Below are 19,843 nucleotides of genomic sequence, written 5' to 3'. Positions count from 1 at the left end.
TTTATGGTCTAAAATAGCTATGCGACTTTTCCGTGTTTGCGTCCTTTGTTTACAACTTTTAATTCTTTTGTATCTTTTGTTTCTTTGTCATCTTTCCCTAAGATCATTTGTGCAAATAAACCTGTTACAGCAAGTAAAATAATTGTCGCCACAACAATTACAGTTAAGATTTGTACGAAATATTGGCTCATTACGCCAAGAGAATTAATAACCGAAATACCTGATGGAACGAAAAGAAATCCGATAATACCTGTTAAAGCTGTTCCGAATGATTCAACTTGCTCCAATTTGATAACCTTTAAACATAATAGAATAAATAAAACAACTAAACCGATTACCGATGAAGGCATCGGAATTGGTAAATGTGTTGCAATAATATTAGAAGCTAGCATAATAGCTGAGAAAATAAATACTTGTGATAGAAAACCATATACTTTTTTTGTACTCATTTTGGCCACCTCTTTCGATTTGGTACCCTTATTGTATAAGATATAACGATTTTAGTAAGCGCTTACAAAGTAGAGCGTTAAATACAGATAATCAGTTGCAATAATATGAGGGTGAAATACAAAAGCTGCTTCCTAAATACGAAGCAGCTTCTTGAGTTCTTTTGCATATGTACGGCTAACAGGGACTTTAGATCCATCTTTCATAACTAAGTTATAAGTAGAATTGAACCACGGTTGTACCTCTACAATATGATTAATATTTGCAATAAAACTACGATGAACACGCATAAAACTTGCCTGTGGCAACTTCTTTTCCAAAATTACAAGTGTATCGTGTGTTACATACGTTTCTCTCATTGTTTTTACGGTTACCTTTCCATCTACAAGTCCTACATATATAATATCTTCAATATTTACAAGTACGATTGATTCCTCAATTGGCAATGCTAATTTGTGCATCTCTGCTGTTACATCGCCTCCCTTTATTTCTTGCTTTGTTTCTATTTTCGCTTGTTTTTGTTTTTTATACTTCTTTAATGTCTGTACAATACGTTCTTCATCAAATGGTTTTAAAATGTAATCCAATGCATCTACCTCAAATGCTTGCAGTGCATATTGATCATAGGCAGTCGCAAATACAATTGAAGGGGGATTTTTCATCTTTTTTAATATATTTGCGATTTCAAATCCATTATCATCCGATAATTGAATATCTAGAAATACAATATCTGGTCTATTGTTCATTAGTTCCTCTAATGCGTCTTCCACACAATCAGCCTCACCAATTATCTCAACTTCTTTCGTTCTTTCTAATAGATACTTTAGTTCATCACGTGCTAACATTTCATCATCAACTACTAATACCTTTAACAACCCGTTCTTCCTCCTTTACTTTTTTGGGAATTATAAAAGTAATATCCGTTCCCTTTTGTAGCGCACTTTCAATATGAAGCATCGTCTCTTTCCCAAATAAACCGACTAGGCGTTCATTAATATTATATAAAGCTGTTCCGGTCCCTTTTTTTGACGAAACTACCATCTTTCCTAATTGCTCTAAACGTTCTTCCTCAATCCCTTGTCCATTATCCTTCACTTCAAAGTGAACCATTCCCTCTTTTTCAAACGCGTGTACCTCGACCTGACATACTGGTTGTTTCTTCGGAAAAGCATGTCGCAATGCATTTTCAACTAATAGTTGAAGAACAAACGGTGGGACTAAAGTTGTCTTTAGCTCCTCCTCAATATACATGTTTACTTCATACTTATTTGGAAACCTCGCTTGTTCCAGTGATAAATATGCGTGTACATGGTTTAATTCTTGTTCTAATGGAATAAGTAATTGGCGTGCCCCTTGCAAATTACAACGGAAATAGACGCTAAGTTGTAATAATAATTTTCTCGCTTTCTCTACATCTGTTCGACATAAAGCGGACACTGTATTAATTGCGTTAAATAAAAAATGCGGATTGATTTGTGCTTGTAACGCTTTTATTTCAGCATCTTGCAATAGCTTACTTTGCAACTCAGCTTCACCTAATTCAAGCTGCGTGGAGAATATTTTTGCTAATCCCTCCGCTAACTCTTCCTCAACACGACTTAATTGACTAGCGTTTTTAAAATAAAGTTTTAACGTTCCTATCGTATTCCCATGTGAAGTTAACGGAATAACAACTGCTGCTTGTAATGGACACCCTTCATGTTCACAATTAATAATCTCACGCGATTTCGCCTTCATTATTTTCCCTGTATATAGAACCTCTTTCGATAAACCTGTTATTAAACTGTGTGAAGGAATATGATGATCTGATGCTAATCCAACGTGAGCTAATATTTTCTCTGTATCTGTTAAGGATACCGCATCTGTTCCTGTAAAGCGGTGAATAATTTGTGCCACATGCTTACAAGATTCCTCTGTTAAGCCTCGGCGAAAATAAGGTAACGTTTTATCAGCAATACGCAATACCTTATGAGTTTGCAATGCTTTTGCATTCTCTTCCTGACGCAAAATAGCTTGAATCATTGAAAGTAAAATAAAGCTCCCGAAACTATTCACCAGGATCATCGGTATCGCAATTGTTTTCACAATACTCATTCCATCCTCTACAATTACTAGAATCATAATCATTTCTAAAGAAACGATAAATACACTTAAAATCGCTGAAAATTTAGGTGTAATGGTACGATTATATTTTTTGAAAATGTACCCAATATACCCCGCTATTACTCCTGCTAAAATTGACGATATTGCACAGCTTGCCGCTGTCGTCCCGCCAAGCATATAACGATGAATACCAGCAATCGATCCTACTCCCATCCCAACGATAGGACCACCGAGCAATCCACTAATTCCAACACCCATAATACGTGTATTTGCAATCGTACTCGATGAAGAAACGCCTTGTAGCCAATTTTCATTCATAATCGTATTCCCTGCAATTTCAATTCCTGTGTAATTACTTACAATTGTAAACACTGAAAAAATACAAATAAGCTTAAACTTATCTATATATCCGTCCTGCCTATAAAGTAGGCGCCTGAATGTCTTAGTATGAGAGAGTAAAAAACCTAAAATCACAATAAGTCCAACACGTTCAATCATCATAAGTACTAAATTTAACATCTGTGAGTCATCCCTTTTTAGTTCGTTAGTTTTATTATGGGAAAATAATGAAGTAGCAGTCAAGAAGAATACAATAGTTTTTGAAATATTTTACCCATAAAATACTCTTCTCTATTTGACAATATGATAGAAGAGTGCTAAAAATAAAGTAATATAATACAGTCCTTTAACCCAACCCCGTGAGGTTGAGAAGGAAGTCGGAATATAATATACGTATGTTCTTTTTTAGGGATACGTATGCTTTTTTTGGCCTTCTCATCATATCAGGTGAGAAGGCCTTTTGTTATTCTTCCATAGCGACTGTAGAAGAAAATAAGGAGGAGTAATAATGAACATCACTACTGATGTACAACAAACAACAGAGGAGACGAAAGAGAAACGATATAAAACATTGTTTGGTTCTGCACTAGGATACGCTGCAGAAGGTTTAGATATGTTGCTCTTATCTTTCGTGCTTGTCTATATTTTAAAAGAATTTCATCTAAGCCCTGTTGAAGGTGGAAACTTAACATTAGCTACCACAATCGGGATGCTAATTGGTTCTTATTTATTTGGATTTATTGCTGATTTATTTGGCCGTATCCGTACAATGGCCTTCACAATCTTATTATTTTCACTAGCAACAGCACTTATTTATTTCGCAACAGATTACTGGCAGTTATTAGTTCTTCGTTTTTTAGTCGGAATGGGAGTTGGTGGTGAATTCGGAATTGGAATGGCCATCGTAACAGAAACATGGTCTAAAGAAATGCGTGCTAAGGCGACATCAGTCGTTGCACTCGGTTGGCAGTTTGGTGTTCTCGTTGCTTCACTCCTTCCAGCATTTATTGTCCCACATTTTGGCTGGAGAGCTGTTTTCTTATTTGGACTCATTCCTGCTTTATTAGCTGTTTACGTCCGCAAAAGTTTAAGTGAACCGAAAATATGGGAACAAAAGCAACGTTACAAAAAGGAATTGTTGCAAAAGGAAGCTGAAGGTAATTTAACGAATACTGAAGCAGAACAACTAAAGCAAATGAAAAAGTTCCCACTTCGAAAGTTATTTGCAAATAAAAAGGTAACGATAACGACAATTGGTCTTATTATTATGTCGTTCATCCAGAACTTTGGATATTATGGAATTTTCACATGGATGCCAACTATCTTAGCGAATAAATATAACTACACATTAGCAAAGGCGAGCGGTTGGATGTTCATCTCTACGATCGGAATGCTAATTGGCATTGCAACTTTTGGTATTCTAGCCGATAAAATTGGTCGCCGTAAAACTTTTACAATCTATTATGTCGGCGGTACTATATACTGTCTCATTTATTTCTTCTTATTCACAGATTCAACATTATTATTATGGGGAAGCGCATTGCTCGGTTTCTTTGCAAATGGAATGATGGGAGGATTCGGGGCAATTTTAGCTGAAAACTACCCCGCTGAAGCTCGCTCTACAGCAGAAAACTTTATTTTCGGTACCGGACGTGGTTTAGCTGGATTTGGACCTGTAATTATCGGATTACTTGCTGCAGGTGGTAATTTAATGGGAGCACTATCTCTCATCTTCATTATCTATCCAATTGGTTTAGTTACAATGCTGTTATGTGTACCAGAAACAAAAGGAAAAGTGTTAGATTAAACGTGAAAGAGGAAGCATCTCATTTAAGATGCTTCCTCTTTTCAATGTTTATTTATTTATTTCGATCTACTAGCCTTTTGGAATAAGAAAGCCGTTTTATCTTCTTCTTTTACAATACCTTGTTTTAATGCTAATTCTCCTGCAACTTTAGGAGCTAACCATAGCATTGGGAATAATAGAATTGATACCGGAACAGCGGTCACTACAATGAATGATTGCAACGCATTAATGCTTCCCTCACCCATGTATAAAAGAATCGCTGCAACTGTTCCCATAATAAGCGACCAAAAAATTCGCAAACTAACTCTAGGATCTCCATCTCCAGTCACTGCCATTGAAATAGAATAAGCCATTGAATCTCCTGTTGTCACTACAAATAAAATTGTTAATAATAGAAATGCAGGTCCAATAATATTAGAAAGTGGCAACTGCTCTGTAATTGCAATCATAGCCGCCGGCATACCAGATTCACTTAATGCACCCGATATAGAACCAGGATTCATTAACTCATAAAACACACCTGATCCCCCTAGTATAGTAAACCAAAACGTTGTAATAATTGGGGCAATAATTCCAATTGCAACTATGATTTCTCGAATTGTTCTTCCTCTTGAAATACGGCTCACTAAAATTGCCATCATCGGTCCATATCCAATAAACCATCCCCAGAAAAAGATCGTCCAAGATCCTAACCAAGCTGTATCCCCTCGATATGTGCTCATTGGAATAAATTCATTTATATAAAAGCCAAACGAAGAAATAAAGGAATCAATAATAAATCCGCCTGGTCCACAGAATAATACAAATACCATCAATAAAATCGCTAACTTAACATTTAAATCACTTATAATTTGAATCCCTTTATTAATTCCTGTTACTGTAGATATAGTAGAAACAGCCACGACACAAACAATAATCATTAATTGAGTCGTAAACACATTAGGTATCCCAAATAATGCTTGTAAGCCATAGCTTGCTTGTAAACCTAAAAATCCAATTGGACCAATTGTCCCTGCAGCTACCGCAATAATTGCAAATACATCAATCATCGTTCCAAGCATACTCTTTCGTAATTTCTCCCCGAAAATAGGATATAAAAGTGTGCGAGGTTTTAACGGCATCCCTTTATGGTAATGCCCATACATCATCACTACTGCACTAATTGTTCCTAAAATTGTCCAAGCTAAGAAACCCCAATGCATATAACTTTGTGCTAAAGCAGGCATGACTGCTTCTTTCGTTCCGGCAGATATCCCTTCATGTATTGGTGGAACTGTCATAAAGTGATACATTGGCTCTGCTGCTGCCCAAAAAACGCCACCCCCGGCAAGTAATGTAGACATAATAATAGCAAGCCATTTTGCCGTACTAATCTCAGGTTTTTCTAATCCCCCAAGTTTAACTCTCCCATATTTCGAGAACGCCATACACATTGCAACAATAAATGTACCTAACAATAAAATTTGCCAGAAAGCTCCGAAGTACTGAATTGAAAATGCAAAACTACTATTAATAGCTCCCTCTACGTAACTTTTATTTAAGAAAACCGCGATTACAAATAATAAAAGCGAACCACCACTAATAAGAAATACAGGCCAATCCGTTTTTCGACTCTTCATCCTCATTTACACTTCCTCCTTCCTCAGCAATCTAAAAAAACAACTTTATTATGTTTTCTTGTTTAAACCCAAAACACAATAATTATATATGAATAATATTTTATCGATTTCCCACATACTTATGTTGTCCCTAAAAATATGCCAAATCCCTTATTTAAAAGAAATAATCTATTCCTCTTACATAAAAAAGCAAAACAAAAGACCTTATATTTCTATAAGGTCTTCGAAACAGAAATTTGATTATAACATAAGGAACTTCCTCATTCAAAAAGCCCCTTCCTAAAACAACCAATAGTAAAGGCTTCCATTTGCTACATAACAGTAATTAAAAAAATTTATATTTTTTAGGAAATCCCCTATACTAAACATTATTTATGAAAGAAATTTGGCTTCAAAATATCATTCGGATAAGGCCTATGATAAACATGAGTGGTAGCTGGCGACAATGGCGGAATTAACCATACCCAATTCCCTGTTACAACACGACCACACGCAGCTTCCTGCTTCTCAAACTGTTGAAATTGTTGTGCCGCAGTATGATGATCAACAATACTAACTCCTTGTTTTTTAAAAGAGTGTAAAACAGCCACATTTAATTCAACTAATGCTTTATCTTGCCATAACGTACCATTTCTTGATGTATCTAAATCCATCATCTCCGCAACGGCTGGGAGTAAATTATAACGATCATGATCCGCTAAGTTACGAGCTCCAATTTCCGTTCCCATATACCATCCGTTGAACGGAGCAGCAGTATAAGAAATACCACCTATCTCTAAACGCATATCTGAAATCATCGGTACTCCATACCACTTTACTCCGAGTGACGATACAGGGTATTCTGGATGCTCAATTGATACTTCTTTTACTTCTTTTTTCGGAATTTCTTTATATACAGGTGCTTTTCCATCCACAGAAAACACAAGCGGTAATACATCGAAGTTGGTACCTTCTCCTTGCCAACCAAGTTCCTGACAAAAATCCGTAAATGTGGCGGAATGAGAATCACCTATCACTCCTATTTCCGTTTTATATCCTGCATATCGAATTAACTGGTGGTTATAAATCCGTATATTATTTTCTTCACCTTGATATTGCTTAAAAATTGTAATGGTCGGTTTCACTTTCCCATCGTTCGTTGCATATTTAATATGATGAATTAATGCATTATATACACCCTCTTCATCATTTACTTCACGCGCATCTAATATGTGCATCTTGCTCCAAAATAATCTTCCAATACATCTATTACTATTACGCCATGCCATTCGCGAACCATGAACAAGTTCTTCGAATGTATGCTCATATGTCCCCGTCTTCTCTATCTCAATTTGAATTTCTTTTATACGTGCTTCTATCAATTGCTCTTTCTGAAGCTCTTGATAACAAATCGTAATAAAATTACTTGCTTCTTCTATTAATTGCTTCGTTTTACTCATAAACGATCTCCTTCTATTTCAACAAAACGCTACTACTTTACAGTATAAGCAAAAAAGATACGGGTCACAAATGAAAGTGAGAGTGTTACTTATATTGTAATATTTTTCAGAAAATTAAACGGATTACTATTGACTTACATGTAAAATAGATGTATTTTTGACTAAAGTAAATTTTTTTTACCTAGACCAACTTTTTAGTTAGAAAGGAGGGTATGTTATTTCATTTCATTTGCCAACGCTACTATATGACTATGATGAACTAGAGCCATATATGGATAGCAACTGATGGCACAGGAAACTGGGCCAAAGTAAATGAAAAGTATTTACAAGCAATTCAATCCCGAAAAATATTAGTCATACGTATAAGGAAAATTTGGTAGTGTAAAAGTAGTATTGCCAACATCCTCCAGAATCCCCCGGATTGCCACCGGGGGGGTTATGATTATTTCATTGCATATATGTAATAATGTAATACCTTTTCTATTTCTATTTTCAAATCGCGGAACGAGAATCCTAATTCATTGGCCTTCCCATTATGTAATGTACAATTAATCACTTCATTATAAGGCGCTACATTATCTCCTACTTCTTGAACGAGTGCTTTTATTCCCATATTTTCTTCTATAAAACGAATAATTTCTCTAGTAGAAACTACTCCGTTGCTACAAGCATTAATTGGTCCTTCTATGTTTTCCATCCCACACCAAGCTAAAAATTCTCCTGCTTCTTTTTCATGTATAAACGACAACTCCCCTTCAAGATGATTCACAGCGACAGGTTCTTGTCTCACAATATGTTCAACGTAAAATTGTAACCTTTTCGTATAATCGTTTTCTCCAATAACAACTGGAAAACGTACTGCAACGACTGGGAAAGTTGCTTTTTGGAATAAAACTGCTTCTGCTAATCTCTTTCCCTCACTATAACTGAAGTTATTCCTATCTCCATACGCGACTTCATACTCGTACGGATTAAAGTCCTCTTCTGATAAGTTTAGTGCAGGTTTATAGACGGCCATTGAAGATGTCATAATATACTTCTTCGTTTTCCCTTTCAAAACTTTACATACTATCTTCGCTGCATTCGAGCTATAGCATAAATTGTCGTATACAATATCATAATTTTTATCTTCTAGACGCTCTGCTAGTTGTTTCTCGTCTTCTCTATCTACAATAAGTCTTTTTACTGTACTTCCAAAAGGATCTTCCGTAATTCCTCTCGTCGCAATCGTTACATCGTGTCCAGCCTGCAAAAGTGCTTCTACTAAATGTTTCCCAAAAAATCTTGTTCCCCCTAGCACTAGTACCTTTTTCAATTTCATCATCCCCATTACAATGATTTGTAAAATACTACCTCTATTATAAGCGCTAATATAAAAAGCATGGAATCGGTTTAACGATTCCATGCTTTTCTATAGATAATATATTAACGTACTCTATATTTAAAAATACAATAACAGAAGTATAAGATAGAAATTACTGATACATAAACCCAAAGTTCATATACGAATCCCTCTCCCCATACCCCCATAAAATAAAAGAGCGAAGGCAACGTCAACGTTACCCACGATTGTACGAAGGCTATCCTACCGAGATATTGATTAATATTCTTTTTTTGCGTATTTAATACAAAGAATAAATACCAAAGTAATGCCCACATAAACCATGTTAACGCATTAACAACATCGTGAAATTGAACAAATGAAACAACCATATAGAATAATGCAATAATTGCTACCCATATACAAAACCACCCTAGGCCGCTACTATCCATTCCTTTAATAAAAGTAACTCCTACATATAAATAGGTTAATCCAAATAAAAAAGTAGCTGCGTATGAATAAACCGTCCAATTACTTTGATCAGAAATCATAAGCAAATAGAACGGAATAATAATTTGTAACGCTCCCACAAATAGATTAAAAACACCTGCACTTTTCATCTCTGCTTTGCCTAATATAACAAGACTATTTAAAAATAAAGCTGCACCTGAAAGCAATAATCCTATATAACCCATATATCCTCATGTGAAAACCTTACATTTTCACACTGTAACCTCCCCATCTTGTAAAAATGATATTAATCCTTATTTTCCTTCTTACTTACAACTACATACAAAGTTTTTTGTAAAATAAGTCAGACTTCCTACCTTGAAAAATGACATAAAAATCCATTCAATACATGTTACACAGTAACAATATTAGTCTGCATGCAACATGGATTAAAAACGCTTTCAATAATACGTATTTCAATCAAAAAGCTAATAGGATTATTTGATTATAAACGTACTCTAGTAATGATACAAGTATTGGAATACTTTTCAATATCACATTTTTTATTTCTATAAAAAATATGATGAATGATATATTTTCCCTATCTCACTCTATTAATTATCCGCATAGAATATTGTAAATTCATATTAATTTAGAAAGGTTTGATATGTATGAATCTTCATTATCCAACTCACTCTCTTATTTACTCAACTGGTGTTTTAACAAGAGAACCAGCTACAGTTTCTGCAGTAGTAAACATTGTAAATCTAGATGCACATTACGAACACCCCATAAGTATAGAAGTTTGGGATTGGTCTAATTATTCTAATCCCGTGAAATTACCTGTATCAATTGGTGAAAATACGGAAGCAAACTTTCCTTATCCTTTAGCTGGAAATCATTTATCGGTCTTTTATGCAGCTTTAAAGGAATCTGTTAATTTGTATGAAATTCGCATTTCTTATCGTAAGCACGCTAATGTTGTTGCAAATTGTTTTGGACGAAGCCTCCCGCCTTATACAAGCCAAGAAGGTAATACCGTATACCATAAACAACTCGTTAAAATTCATGAAAGTATTACACTTCCATATTATCAGTCATAATAAATCCGATAACTTCTAACCAGTAATACTCTTTTCCCCTCTCTAGAAAAAAGAGTATTACTGATCCAAAAGGACATATTCCATACTATTTTAATTATCATAAATGTCATTTGGATTTATTGTAGAAATAAATCCATTTACAGTACTATATTTTTTTGATATATCATCTGGCGTAACAGTAAACGTTACAATTTTATTACTTTGTTGTTTAAAATAACGCATCCAATTTTGGCTCCATTGGTCTTTTGCAATAACGCTTTTATTAAAATCTTCCCATAGTACACCATGGATTAAATTTAGAGTTGCACTTTTAATTGTTTCAAATCCCCAATTCTGTACAAGCAACAAATTAGAATCGACACTTTTAATTTCTTTTAATAAATTTACATATGCCAATCTAAACTTTTCTTGTACGTCTGCCTGATTATAAAAATAATCATCAATATCACCTGCAGTGTCTAAAAATACCCCATCTATACCTTTCCCACTAATTTGCTGTTTTACCTTGTTAATGACAATACTTCGATAATGCTTGTCAGCTAAATCCATAATATATGTATCCCACTGTTCAATTTTCATTTTCTCGCCATCTTTATAATAATAATCCGACTCTAATACTTGTGATTTATGCCAACTTTCTAATTCTAAAACACTAACATAGCCGAGAACCACAGTTCCTGATTTTTTTAATTGTTGAACCTGTTCTCTCGTAAATGCATACGGCTCGATAATAACCATGTCATACTTTGAAAGTCTTTCAATTACTTGCTCATTTGCTTCTCCATAATAAATTTTATAGCTTTGTACATTTTTTAAAACTGGATTCACAGCATTTACTTGTGCTGCTGTATTTGAAGAAAAAACAAAAGAAAATATAGAAAAAAAACAGATGGAACGTTTCCAACTCATAATCATAATACCTCCCATGCTAATATAGTAATATTTGTATCTTAAAGCTTTAGTACAGTGTCGTTATTTTGTAAAAAAACCTCAAAAACACAATGGATTAACAAAAATTTGCATTTATTTCTCTTGAATTTACTACATCCCTATTGATAAAATAATTGGTATTCTGCAGAAAATATATATTTAAAAATAACTGTTTATTTTACTTCATGTATTATTCCTCGGAGCTAAATTGGTAAACGAAAGAAGGGATCTATTTATGCACTATAAACAATCCAATTTATTTATGAAATTGATTGAACCTACTATTCTCTTTATTGCTCTATTTATTCTCTCAATATTCACTGATTTTTTTACGTCTACACATGAATATTTCATAATTTTATTTATTACATTAATTATTTCTAGCCGATACGGTATATCAATTGCACTTTTCACATTTCTGGAATCAATAGTTTATATTTTTATAAGCGGTATATATAAAGGTGATGATATACTACTTTACTTCTATTCATCAGATCATTGGATAAGCTGGATTTTCTTGCTTGTTGTTAGTTTATATTGCGGATTAATGAGTACTTCACAAAAAGAACGCTATGAAGATATACATATGGTAAATACTGAACTCCAGTCTGAAAATAAAGAACTAAAATATGTTATTAAACAATTGGATGAAACACGTATTACACTTCGTTCTCGTGTGCTTGAATCAAACAATCATTTATCAAAAATGTACCATATGTTTAAAGCCCTAAATCATACACATCCTGAAATTGTATTAGATGAAGGCATGAATGTATTAAAAACATATTTTGGTGCGAAAAAAATTGGTATCTATCACGTAGATAACAATAAACAATCTCTTCGTATCAAATTAAGATCGGAAACTGGTAAACATACTTTATCTCAATCAATTTTTGTTAAAAATGCTTCATCAGTCATCAAAAATGCTTTAGCGCATAATCGACCTTTTTTCCGTACAGAAGAAGATTTTCAAGATGCACCACTTTTAGTTGGTCCTGTCTTATTCCAGGATAATGTGCAATACATCATTATTTTAGATGAAATTGAATTCTCCAAAATAACTTCTGAACAATTTGAACTTTTCACATGGTATTTACGCTGGATGGGTGACCGTTTACAAAATGCTTCTAATATTTGGATATCTACCCAAGAAGAGCGTACATTCCCTAAAACGAGTATTTACTATGAGGATGAATTTGAACATTTATTAAAAATCGAACAAAAACGTTACGAAACATTATCATATCCATATTCGTATTTTGAGTTCCATGCATCACAAGATTCTTTACAGGTAATAAATGCAGTCTTAAAAACGCATTTGCGCGATATTGATATCTTCAGTTATAGCACAACTCATCAAAAAATCATGATTTTATTACCTGGTACCGAAGAAAAGTTTTTATTACAAGTTAAAACTCGTATACAAAATGCGCTCTCTGCTGAAGGAGTGATATTCTAATGATTTTCCTCCTTCTTTATATTATATATGCTATTTTAATTTTTCTCTTATTTCGATTTACGAGAGGTTTAATTACAGAAAATAAAAAGGGAATTGTTGAATTTTGCTTAATTATCTCTCTTTTGTTCCCACTCCTTGGACTTATTGTATCAGTAATTATGTTATTACTTAATATAAAACGTTCCAAAACAGAGTGGTTACAACAGTATTCTGATTATGTTTCCTTTCAAGTTGATAATTATGAGGATATTTTAGAATCAGCTAAACAAGATATGGATCTTATTTCATTTTCTTCTGGATTAGAAATCGATAAGCCAGAGTTACATAAACAACTCATTGTACAATTAAGTTCTTCTACTATTTCTAATGAAGGCGGATTATTGAAAGAAGCAATTCATCATAAAGATCCCGAAACTGTACATTATGCCGCCACTACGATTAATTTACTAAACGAACGTTATGAAAAACAGATTGGATACTTAAATAAACAATTTCTGCAACATCCCCAAAACGACATTGCAAAAGAATTGGTTTCTAATTATTTAAGGTATATAGAAAGTGGCCTGCTTTCCAATCAACAGAAAGAGAAAACAATTAATGAATTTATGAGTTTCATTATACAAAGTATAGAACTTTTCCCTAACGAATTGCTCTACTCTTTCCAGCTCGGAAACCTACTTCTATACAAAAAACAATATGTAGAATCCGAAGGACAATTTTCACACCTTATCCACCTTAATCCTGAATCATATTACGGTTATGTCGGATTACTGGAACTATACTACGAACAACAATTATGGGACAAACTTTATAAATTAATTGATAATCTAACATCTACAAAAAAAGTTCATATTCTCCCACGGAAATATCAATTATTTGTAGGGCAGTTTGGAGGCATACACATTGAAGAAGAGCATTAATATATATATTGGCATCATCAGTATTACTTTACTTCTCTTAATTTTCTCTATCCTTATATATCGAACAAATAATTTTTATCAAATTTTTTCTGTTCCTAAAACTAAAGAAACAGACACCGTTAAAACAGTAACAGCGAAAGATGTAACTCCACATGGTCAAGAAATGCAATTCTACGTTTTAACGACGGATAATAACTTAGGGGAACAAGTTACATTTCATACAAAAAAGGCAATGGATTACGCCCACCTACATTATAAAGATATTACAGCTAATGAGATTAAGGCACTTACTCCCTCTCCTTATACAGGGATCATTATTACAGGTGAAGAAATGGCACAACTCCCACAAGCCGATATTCAAAATTTTGTACAGATGGGTGGAAAACTCATTGTTGCCAACCGACTCGATTCGGATCCTTCCTGGAACTCCTTATTTGGGATTAAACAAAAAGGAGGGTTCACAGATGCAAAAGGATTAACTTTTGAACAAGTTTTATTCCCTGGTTATCCAGATCTCTCAAGCTCTTCTTCTCTATTTACACATAGCTCAATGGACATTGCATTAGATGAGAACACAACCGATCCTTGGATAACAGCTGAAGACCTTCCGATCCTTTGGACGAATGAATATGGTGAAGGAAAAGTCTTATATTGGAATACAACGGCACTAAATAATAAATTAGGTAGAGGAATGTTTGTCCAGTCACTTGGTACCATTTTCCCTACTTTTGCTACAGCACAACTTGGTGCAGAGATTATGTATATCGATGATTTCCCATCACCAATACCAAGTGGCGAGTTAAAAAACTTAACGACCGAAAAAATTTCTGTTGAAGAATTTTATAAAAAACATTGGTGGAAGAATATGAAAGACATCTCTGACGAACTTCATATTAAATACACAGGGGTTGCAATTGGAACATACCAAAATAAAGTAACGCCTCCTTTTGAGGATTTCGCTAATAAAAATAGAAATACCTATTTATTATTTGGAAGAGAATTGCTATCTCAAGGCGGAGAAATTGGAATACACGGCTATAATCATCAACCTTTATTATTACCAAAGGATCCGGTAGACGAATCACTGGAATACATTCCATGGCATTCAAAAGAGGACATGGCTACCGCGTTAGATGCCCTACAAAAGCTCGTATATAACTTCTTTCCAAATGAGAAATTAAAAACTTATGTACCACCATCAAATATTATAAATACTACTGGATTAAATGTATTAAATGAGAGTGTTCCCACACTAGAAACTGTTTCCTCCCTATATATAGGAAGTAGTAGTAACGGTAGCTTGATTCAAGAATTCGAGCCAGATAAACAGAACAAAAACATTTATCACTTCCCGCGCATTACGAGTGGTTATCATATGACAGACGAAGAACAGTTCATCTTAACCGATGTTACTGCAAATTTAGGTGTTATTTCACACTTTGTCCATCCTGATGATATTCTTGATGAAAAACGTTCAGGTAACTTAACTTGGGAAGAGTTATTTAAAGCTTATAAAAAAACAATCATTGAAATACGTGAAAGATATCCATATATGAAAAGTATGACACAAAGTGAAGCAACTGCTTCCATGAAAATTTATCAAACTGGTGATTTAGCTGTTTCTTATGAAGATGATGCTGTTCATCTCGCATATAAAGGATTACCAAACCACACTTCAACAATTATACGTGTGGAAGAAGGAAAGAAATTGGAAACTGGTTCATTCCCGTACGGTACAGTTACAAAACTAGATTCACAAATTTATAGCGTTACATTAAAGAAAGCCAACGCTACAATTCCAATTAAAGGAGCATAGCAGATGAGAATAGGTTTAGTCGTTGAAGGAAGTTACCCTTTTGTCAGTGGCGGAGTAGCAAGCTGGGTACAAATGATCATCCAACAATTTAAAGAACATGAATTCACCATTTTTGCGATCGTACCGCAAATAAAAACAGAAGAAGAGTATCAATATGAAATTCCCAGCAATGTAAAAGATATCATTATGATTCCCTTACAATCAAAAAGTGACTCAAAACATGTAAAAACCCATTTAACTACTGATGAAGTACAAACACTTCAAAAATGGTTTACATTTCAAGCGAACGATACAGCGGCATTACGCATATTAGGGAATAAGCAAAAGTTAGGAACGCTCCACTCTTTCTTCGAAAGCCGTGAGTTCTATGAAATTGTTAAAGAAAGCTATGTATATGAAAAAAGTAGTGGTTCTTTCTTAAATTATTTTTGGATGTGGCGGTCTATGTTCACACCAATCATTCAAATTTTACAAATTGATTTCCCAAAACTAGACCTTATTCATTCCGTATCAACTGGTTATGGTGGATTACTTGGCGCAGCAATCAGTGCTAATTCTGATATACCGTTTCTGCTAACTGAGCATGGTATCTATTCTCGGGAACGTGAAGAAGAAATATTACAATCAACTTGGATACCAATTGAATATAAAAAAAGATGGGTTTCCTTCTTCCATCATTTATCTCATCAGGCATACGAACAGGCTGATGATGTAATTACTTTGTTCGGCCGAAATAGTATATATCAAAAAGAATTAGGTGCTCCATCCCATAAACTAAAAATCATTCCAAACGGAGTTACTCTATCTGATTATAAAGGGCTTCGTAAATCAAAGTATAACCCGGAAAGGCTCATTATTTCCGCTATTATACGTGTCGTACCGATTAAAGATGTAAAAACGATGATTTATGCAGCTAAACTATTAGTAGAAAAAGGTATTCCTTTTGTATTTTATCTATTAGGACCCGATACGGAAGAGCCAGAATACGCTCAAGAATGTCGAGATTTAATTCAGCAATTAGGATTAACAGATTATGTCATAATGACTGGCAGGGTGAATATTAAAGATTACTTAAAGCAAACGGATATCCTTGTATTAACAAGCATATCTGAAGGACAACCTTTAGCTATGTTAGAAGGTATGGCCGCAGGATTACCATGGGTTGTTACGGATGTTGGTTCTTGTAAAGAATTAATTTACGGACAAGATGGTGATTCATATGGGCAATGTGGATTTGTCGTACCACCTGTATCTCCTGAACAAGTTGCTACTTATTTAGAATGGTATTACCATCATCCGGAATCTATTCAACAGTTCGGAGACAATGGACGAAATCGTATTGAAGCGTACTATCAATTATCAGGTGTCGTTGAAAGTTATCGTAAGCTTTACTTAGAAAGAGGTGAAAAAATGTGGCAGGCATAGGATTTCGATTACAAAAATTATTTCAAGAAGACTACTATTCTTCAAGGGTGAAAGCTTATGGATTTTCGTTGTTTGTTACAGCGGGGCCTTGGTTAGTTGTTATTTTAGCAGTAACAGCTATTCGATATATTTTAAGTCTGTTCCATTCAATTTCAATTGAAGAACAGCGTCTTTTCACCATTTCAATTTCATATTGCTTTATTTTTTCGCAAATTATATATGGGGCATTGCAACTCATCGTAACTAGATATGTGGCAGACCTCTTATACGAGCAAAAAGCTGATAAAGTATTCTCTTCATTTTTAGGAATGACGAAGATTACACTTTTGTTAGCTCTTATTTTATGGATGTTGTTTGCATTTTTCACACCATTGGCCTTTTATTATAAAGTTGTGATGTTATTTTTATTTTTATCTTTAAATATCATTTGGATTCAATCCATTTATTTAACAGCAGCTAAAGATTATCAATCAATCGCCCTTGCTTTTTTAATTGGTTCCATTTTTTCCTTATCTGGAATTGCACTAATTGCTTACTGGCATCCCACACTCGGATTAGAACACGGATTAGCCCTATTGCTTTTAATTTCTTTTACAATCGGTACTTTCATTACATTAGTATGGTTAAGTATCGTTATTGTACGAATGTTTCCAAATAGTGATGCTACTGAGCAATTTACTTTCCTTTCTTATCTAGATAAATATCCAGAATTGTTTTGGTCTAGCCTATTTTACAATATCGGTATTTGGGTATGTAACTTTGTTATTTGGTTTGGAGAAGGACGAGGAAATATTGAAGATACATTTATTTATCATCAAATTTATGATACTTCTGTTTTCTGGGCATATTTAAGCATTATTCCAACTTACATTTTCTTTGTAGTATCCATTGAAACAAGATTTTATGAAAGATATAAAAAGTTCTTCGGTTCGGTGAACAATGGAGGAACGTTAAATACAATTTTACAATTAAAAGATTCCATGAACTTTGTCTTAAAACAAGAAATGGAACGTATACTTCGTAATCAAGGTATTTTTTCTTTGCTTATTATTTTTATAATATGGATGTTTAGTTCACAATCTGGAAAATCGGCACTTGAATACTCTATTTTACAGCTAACTATAGTTGGGGCTTATGCAAATGGGATGGTCCTTGTTATTACGTTACTACTTTTATACTTTGAGGATCGTAAAGGTGCCTTTCGAACATCAGCCTTATTCTTTTTTGCAAACCTAGTATTAAGTCTCCTTCTACTTCCGTTTGGATTTAATGGTTACGGTATTAGTTTTGCACTCGGGTCTTCTATTACGTTCTTATATGCGATTTCCAGACTCTTTACTTACATTAAAGATATTGATTATTATACATTTTGCCAGTCAAATATTCCTATAAAGCAGCGAAATTTCTTTACTACATTGGCGAATAAACTTAATGGAAAATAAACATAAAAAATGACCTTTTACTTATGCAAAGGTCATTTTTTATATCCCTTAAACTTCTACGTAACCATATTTATTATTTGATTGCCATTCCCAAGAATCTGCACACATTTCTTCTAATCCACGTTTTGCTTCCCATCCTAGTTCACGTTTTGCTTTTGATGCGTCTGCAAAACATACCGCTACATCACCAGGACGACGATCTGTGATTTTATAAGGAATGTTCTTATGCGAAACTCTTTCAAATGCCTCAACCATCTCTAGCACACTATAACCTGTACCTGTGCCTAGATTATAAGCATCTACTCCTGTTGTATGTAGTACTTTCTCAAGTGCTTTTACATGGCCATTCGCTAAGTCTACAACATGTATGTAATCACGGATGCCTGTTCCATCTTTCGTTGGATAGTCGTTTCCAAATACACTTAGTTCTTTTAACTTCCCTACCGCTACTTGTGTTACATATGGCATTAAGTTATTTGGAATCCCATTTGGATCTTCTCCAATTCGTCCACTTTCATGGGCACCAAATGGATTGAAATAGCGAAGTAATGCAATGCTCCATTCCTTATCTGCAAATGCTACATCACGCATCATTTGTTCAATCATTAATTTTGTTTGACCATATGGATTTGTTGCACTTAATGGAAATTCTTCCGTAATTGGTGATGTTTCTGGAACACCATATACCGTTGCCGATGAACTAAAAATCATCTTCTTCACATTACGTTTTTGCATCACTTCACATAATACTAATGTGCTAATAATGTTGTTCTGATAATATGTTAATGGCTTTGCTACCGATTCTCCTACAGCCTTCAAACCTGCAAAGTGAATGACAGCTTCAATTGTATTTTCCTCGAAAATTTGACTCAGTGCCTCATAATTTACAAGATCCTCTTTATAAAATTTAAATTGTTTTCCTGTTATCTCTCTCACTCGGTTGATTGATTCTACCGAGCTATTTGAAAGGTTGTCTACTACTATAATTTCATAACCGTTATTCAATAATTCAACACATGTATGACTACCAATATATCCTGCTCCACCTGTTACAAGTATTGCCATAATTCTAGTCCCCCATATCATATTTAATATGAATTCACCAAATTATACCATGTATTTCTTATCACATGTTTATTATGTGAACACAGAAGCTCACATTTATTTTGTACAACACACCATTCTACTCCAACAATCAAAAACGCCACATAATCTTTGTTATG

At 34.0% G+C, this 19,843-nt stretch carries 16 protein-coding genes; 7 read left to right on the top strand and 9 right to left on the bottom strand.

The window, feature by feature from the left end:
* Positions 1-17 precede the first annotated feature (17 nt).
* The 3 genes from lrgA to lytS all read right to left on the bottom strand — a co-directional run bounded on the left by lrgA (position 18) and on the right by lytS (position 3,069).
* Positions 18-449 (bottom strand): antiholin-like murein hydrolase modulator LrgA, encoded by a 432-nt coding sequence (lrgA, locus tag ACQKNI_RS22825; RefSeq protein WP_088231877.1) that lies wholly within the window; start codon positions 447-449, stop codon positions 18-20.
* 132 nt (positions 450-581) lie between these two features.
* Entirely contained in the window at positions 582-1,322 is a 741-nt protein-coding gene (locus ACQKNI_RS22820) for a LytR/AlgR family response regulator transcription factor (protein WP_088231876.1), read from the bottom strand.
* Positions 1,300-3,069, bottom strand: coding sequence for a two-component system sensor histidine kinase LytS (lytS, locus tag ACQKNI_RS22815; RefSeq protein ID WP_088231875.1), 1,770 nt, complete (start codon positions 3,067-3,069; stop codon positions 1,300-1,302). Before lytS ends, ACQKNI_RS22820 begins: the two co-directional genes overlap by 23 nt.
* A gap of 328 nt (positions 3,070-3,397) precedes the next feature.
* Here lytS and ACQKNI_RS22810 point away from each other — a divergent pair, with 328 nt between their 5' ends.
* Positions 3,398-4,696, top strand: a complete 1,299-nt coding sequence (locus ACQKNI_RS22810) for an MFS transporter (protein ID WP_088231874.1) — start codon at positions 3,398-3,400, stop codon at positions 4,694-4,696.
* A 56-nt stretch (positions 4,697-4,752) separates the two neighbouring features.
* Here the strand turns inward: ACQKNI_RS22810 and ACQKNI_RS22805 are convergent, their stop codons facing one another.
* From ACQKNI_RS22805 to ACQKNI_RS22790, 4 genes are all read right to left on the bottom strand, one after another.
* Positions 4,753-6,321 (bottom strand): BCCT family transporter, encoded by a 1,569-nt coding sequence (locus ACQKNI_RS22805; protein WP_088231873.1) that lies wholly within the window; start codon positions 6,319-6,321, stop codon positions 4,753-4,755.
* A 362-nt stretch (positions 6,322-6,683) separates the two neighbouring features.
* Entirely contained in the window at positions 6,684-7,754 is a 1,071-nt protein-coding gene (locus tag ACQKNI_RS22800; protein ID WP_088231872.1) for a nitric oxide synthase oxygenase, read from the bottom strand.
* Positions 7,755-8,196: 442 nt separating this feature from the next.
* Entirely contained in the window at positions 8,197-9,078 is an 882-nt protein-coding gene (locus ACQKNI_RS22795) for an NAD-dependent epimerase/dehydratase family protein (protein ID WP_088232018.1), read from the bottom strand.
* Positions 9,079-9,179: 101 nt separating this feature from the next.
* Positions 9,180-9,770, bottom strand: a complete 591-nt coding sequence (locus tag ACQKNI_RS22790; protein WP_088231871.1) for an AmiS/UreI family transporter — start codon at positions 9,768-9,770, stop codon at positions 9,180-9,182.
* Between the two features lie 426 nt (positions 9,771-10,196).
* Here ACQKNI_RS22790 and ACQKNI_RS22785 point away from each other — a divergent pair, with 426 nt between their 5' ends.
* A complete protein-coding gene (locus ACQKNI_RS22785) occupies positions 10,197-10,628 on the top strand; it encodes a hypothetical protein (protein ID WP_088231870.1) in 432 nt (143 codons plus the stop codon).
* A gap of 90 nt (positions 10,629-10,718) precedes the next feature.
* Here ACQKNI_RS22785 and ACQKNI_RS22780 read toward each other — a convergent pair whose 3' ends face one another.
* Positions 10,719-11,537, bottom strand: coding sequence for an endo alpha-1,4 polygalactosaminidase (locus tag ACQKNI_RS22780; protein ID WP_088231869.1), 819 nt, complete (start codon positions 11,535-11,537; stop codon positions 10,719-10,721).
* A 256-nt stretch (positions 11,538-11,793) separates the two neighbouring features.
* Here ACQKNI_RS22780 and ACQKNI_RS22775 point away from each other — a divergent pair, with 256 nt between their 5' ends.
* The 5 genes from ACQKNI_RS22775 to pelG are packed head-to-tail and all read left to right on the top strand — an operon-like array spanning position 11,794 to position 18,620.
* On the top strand, positions 11,794-13,017 hold the full coding sequence (locus tag ACQKNI_RS22775) for a GAF domain-containing protein (RefSeq protein ID WP_088231868.1): 1,224 nt from the start codon (positions 11,794-11,796) through the stop codon (positions 13,015-13,017).
* Complete coding sequence (locus tag ACQKNI_RS22770) at positions 13,017-13,937, top strand: tetratricopeptide repeat protein (RefSeq protein ID WP_088231867.1); 921 nt, start codon at positions 13,017-13,019, stop codon at positions 13,935-13,937. Before ACQKNI_RS22775 ends, ACQKNI_RS22770 begins: the two co-directional genes overlap by 1 nt.
* On the top strand, positions 13,921-15,753 hold the full coding sequence (locus ACQKNI_RS22765) for a DUF2194 domain-containing protein (RefSeq protein WP_088231866.1): 1,833 nt from the start codon (positions 13,921-13,923) through the stop codon (positions 15,751-15,753). Before ACQKNI_RS22770 ends, ACQKNI_RS22765 begins: the two co-directional genes overlap by 17 nt.
* A gap of 3 nt (positions 15,754-15,756) precedes the next feature.
* Entirely contained in the window at positions 15,757-17,178 is a 1,422-nt protein-coding gene (gene pelF, locus ACQKNI_RS22760; protein ID WP_098840807.1) for a GT4 family glycosyltransferase PelF, read from the top strand.
* Entirely contained in the window at positions 17,166-18,620 is a 1,455-nt protein-coding gene (gene pelG, locus ACQKNI_RS22755) for an exopolysaccharide Pel transporter PelG (RefSeq protein WP_088231864.1), read from the top strand. Before pelF ends, pelG begins: the two co-directional genes overlap by 13 nt.
* A 48-nt stretch (positions 18,621-18,668) precedes the next feature.
* Here the strand turns inward: pelG and galE are convergent, their stop codons facing one another.
* Positions 18,669-19,685: a UDP-glucose 4-epimerase GalE gene (gene galE, locus ACQKNI_RS22750; protein ID WP_088231863.1), complete on the bottom strand. Its 1,017-nt coding sequence runs from the start codon at positions 19,683-19,685 to the stop codon at positions 18,669-18,671.
* Between the last annotated feature and the right edge of the window lie 158 nt (positions 19,686-19,843).

This window comes from Bacillus sp. NPDC094064 (assembly GCF_050279585.1).
In the GTDB taxonomy this organism is placed as follows: Bacteria; Bacillota; Bacilli; order Bacillales; family Bacillaceae_G; genus Bacillus_A.
The sequence above is the reverse complement of the archived record's forward strand: the minus strand, read 5'-3'. Positions and strand labels throughout refer to the sequence as shown.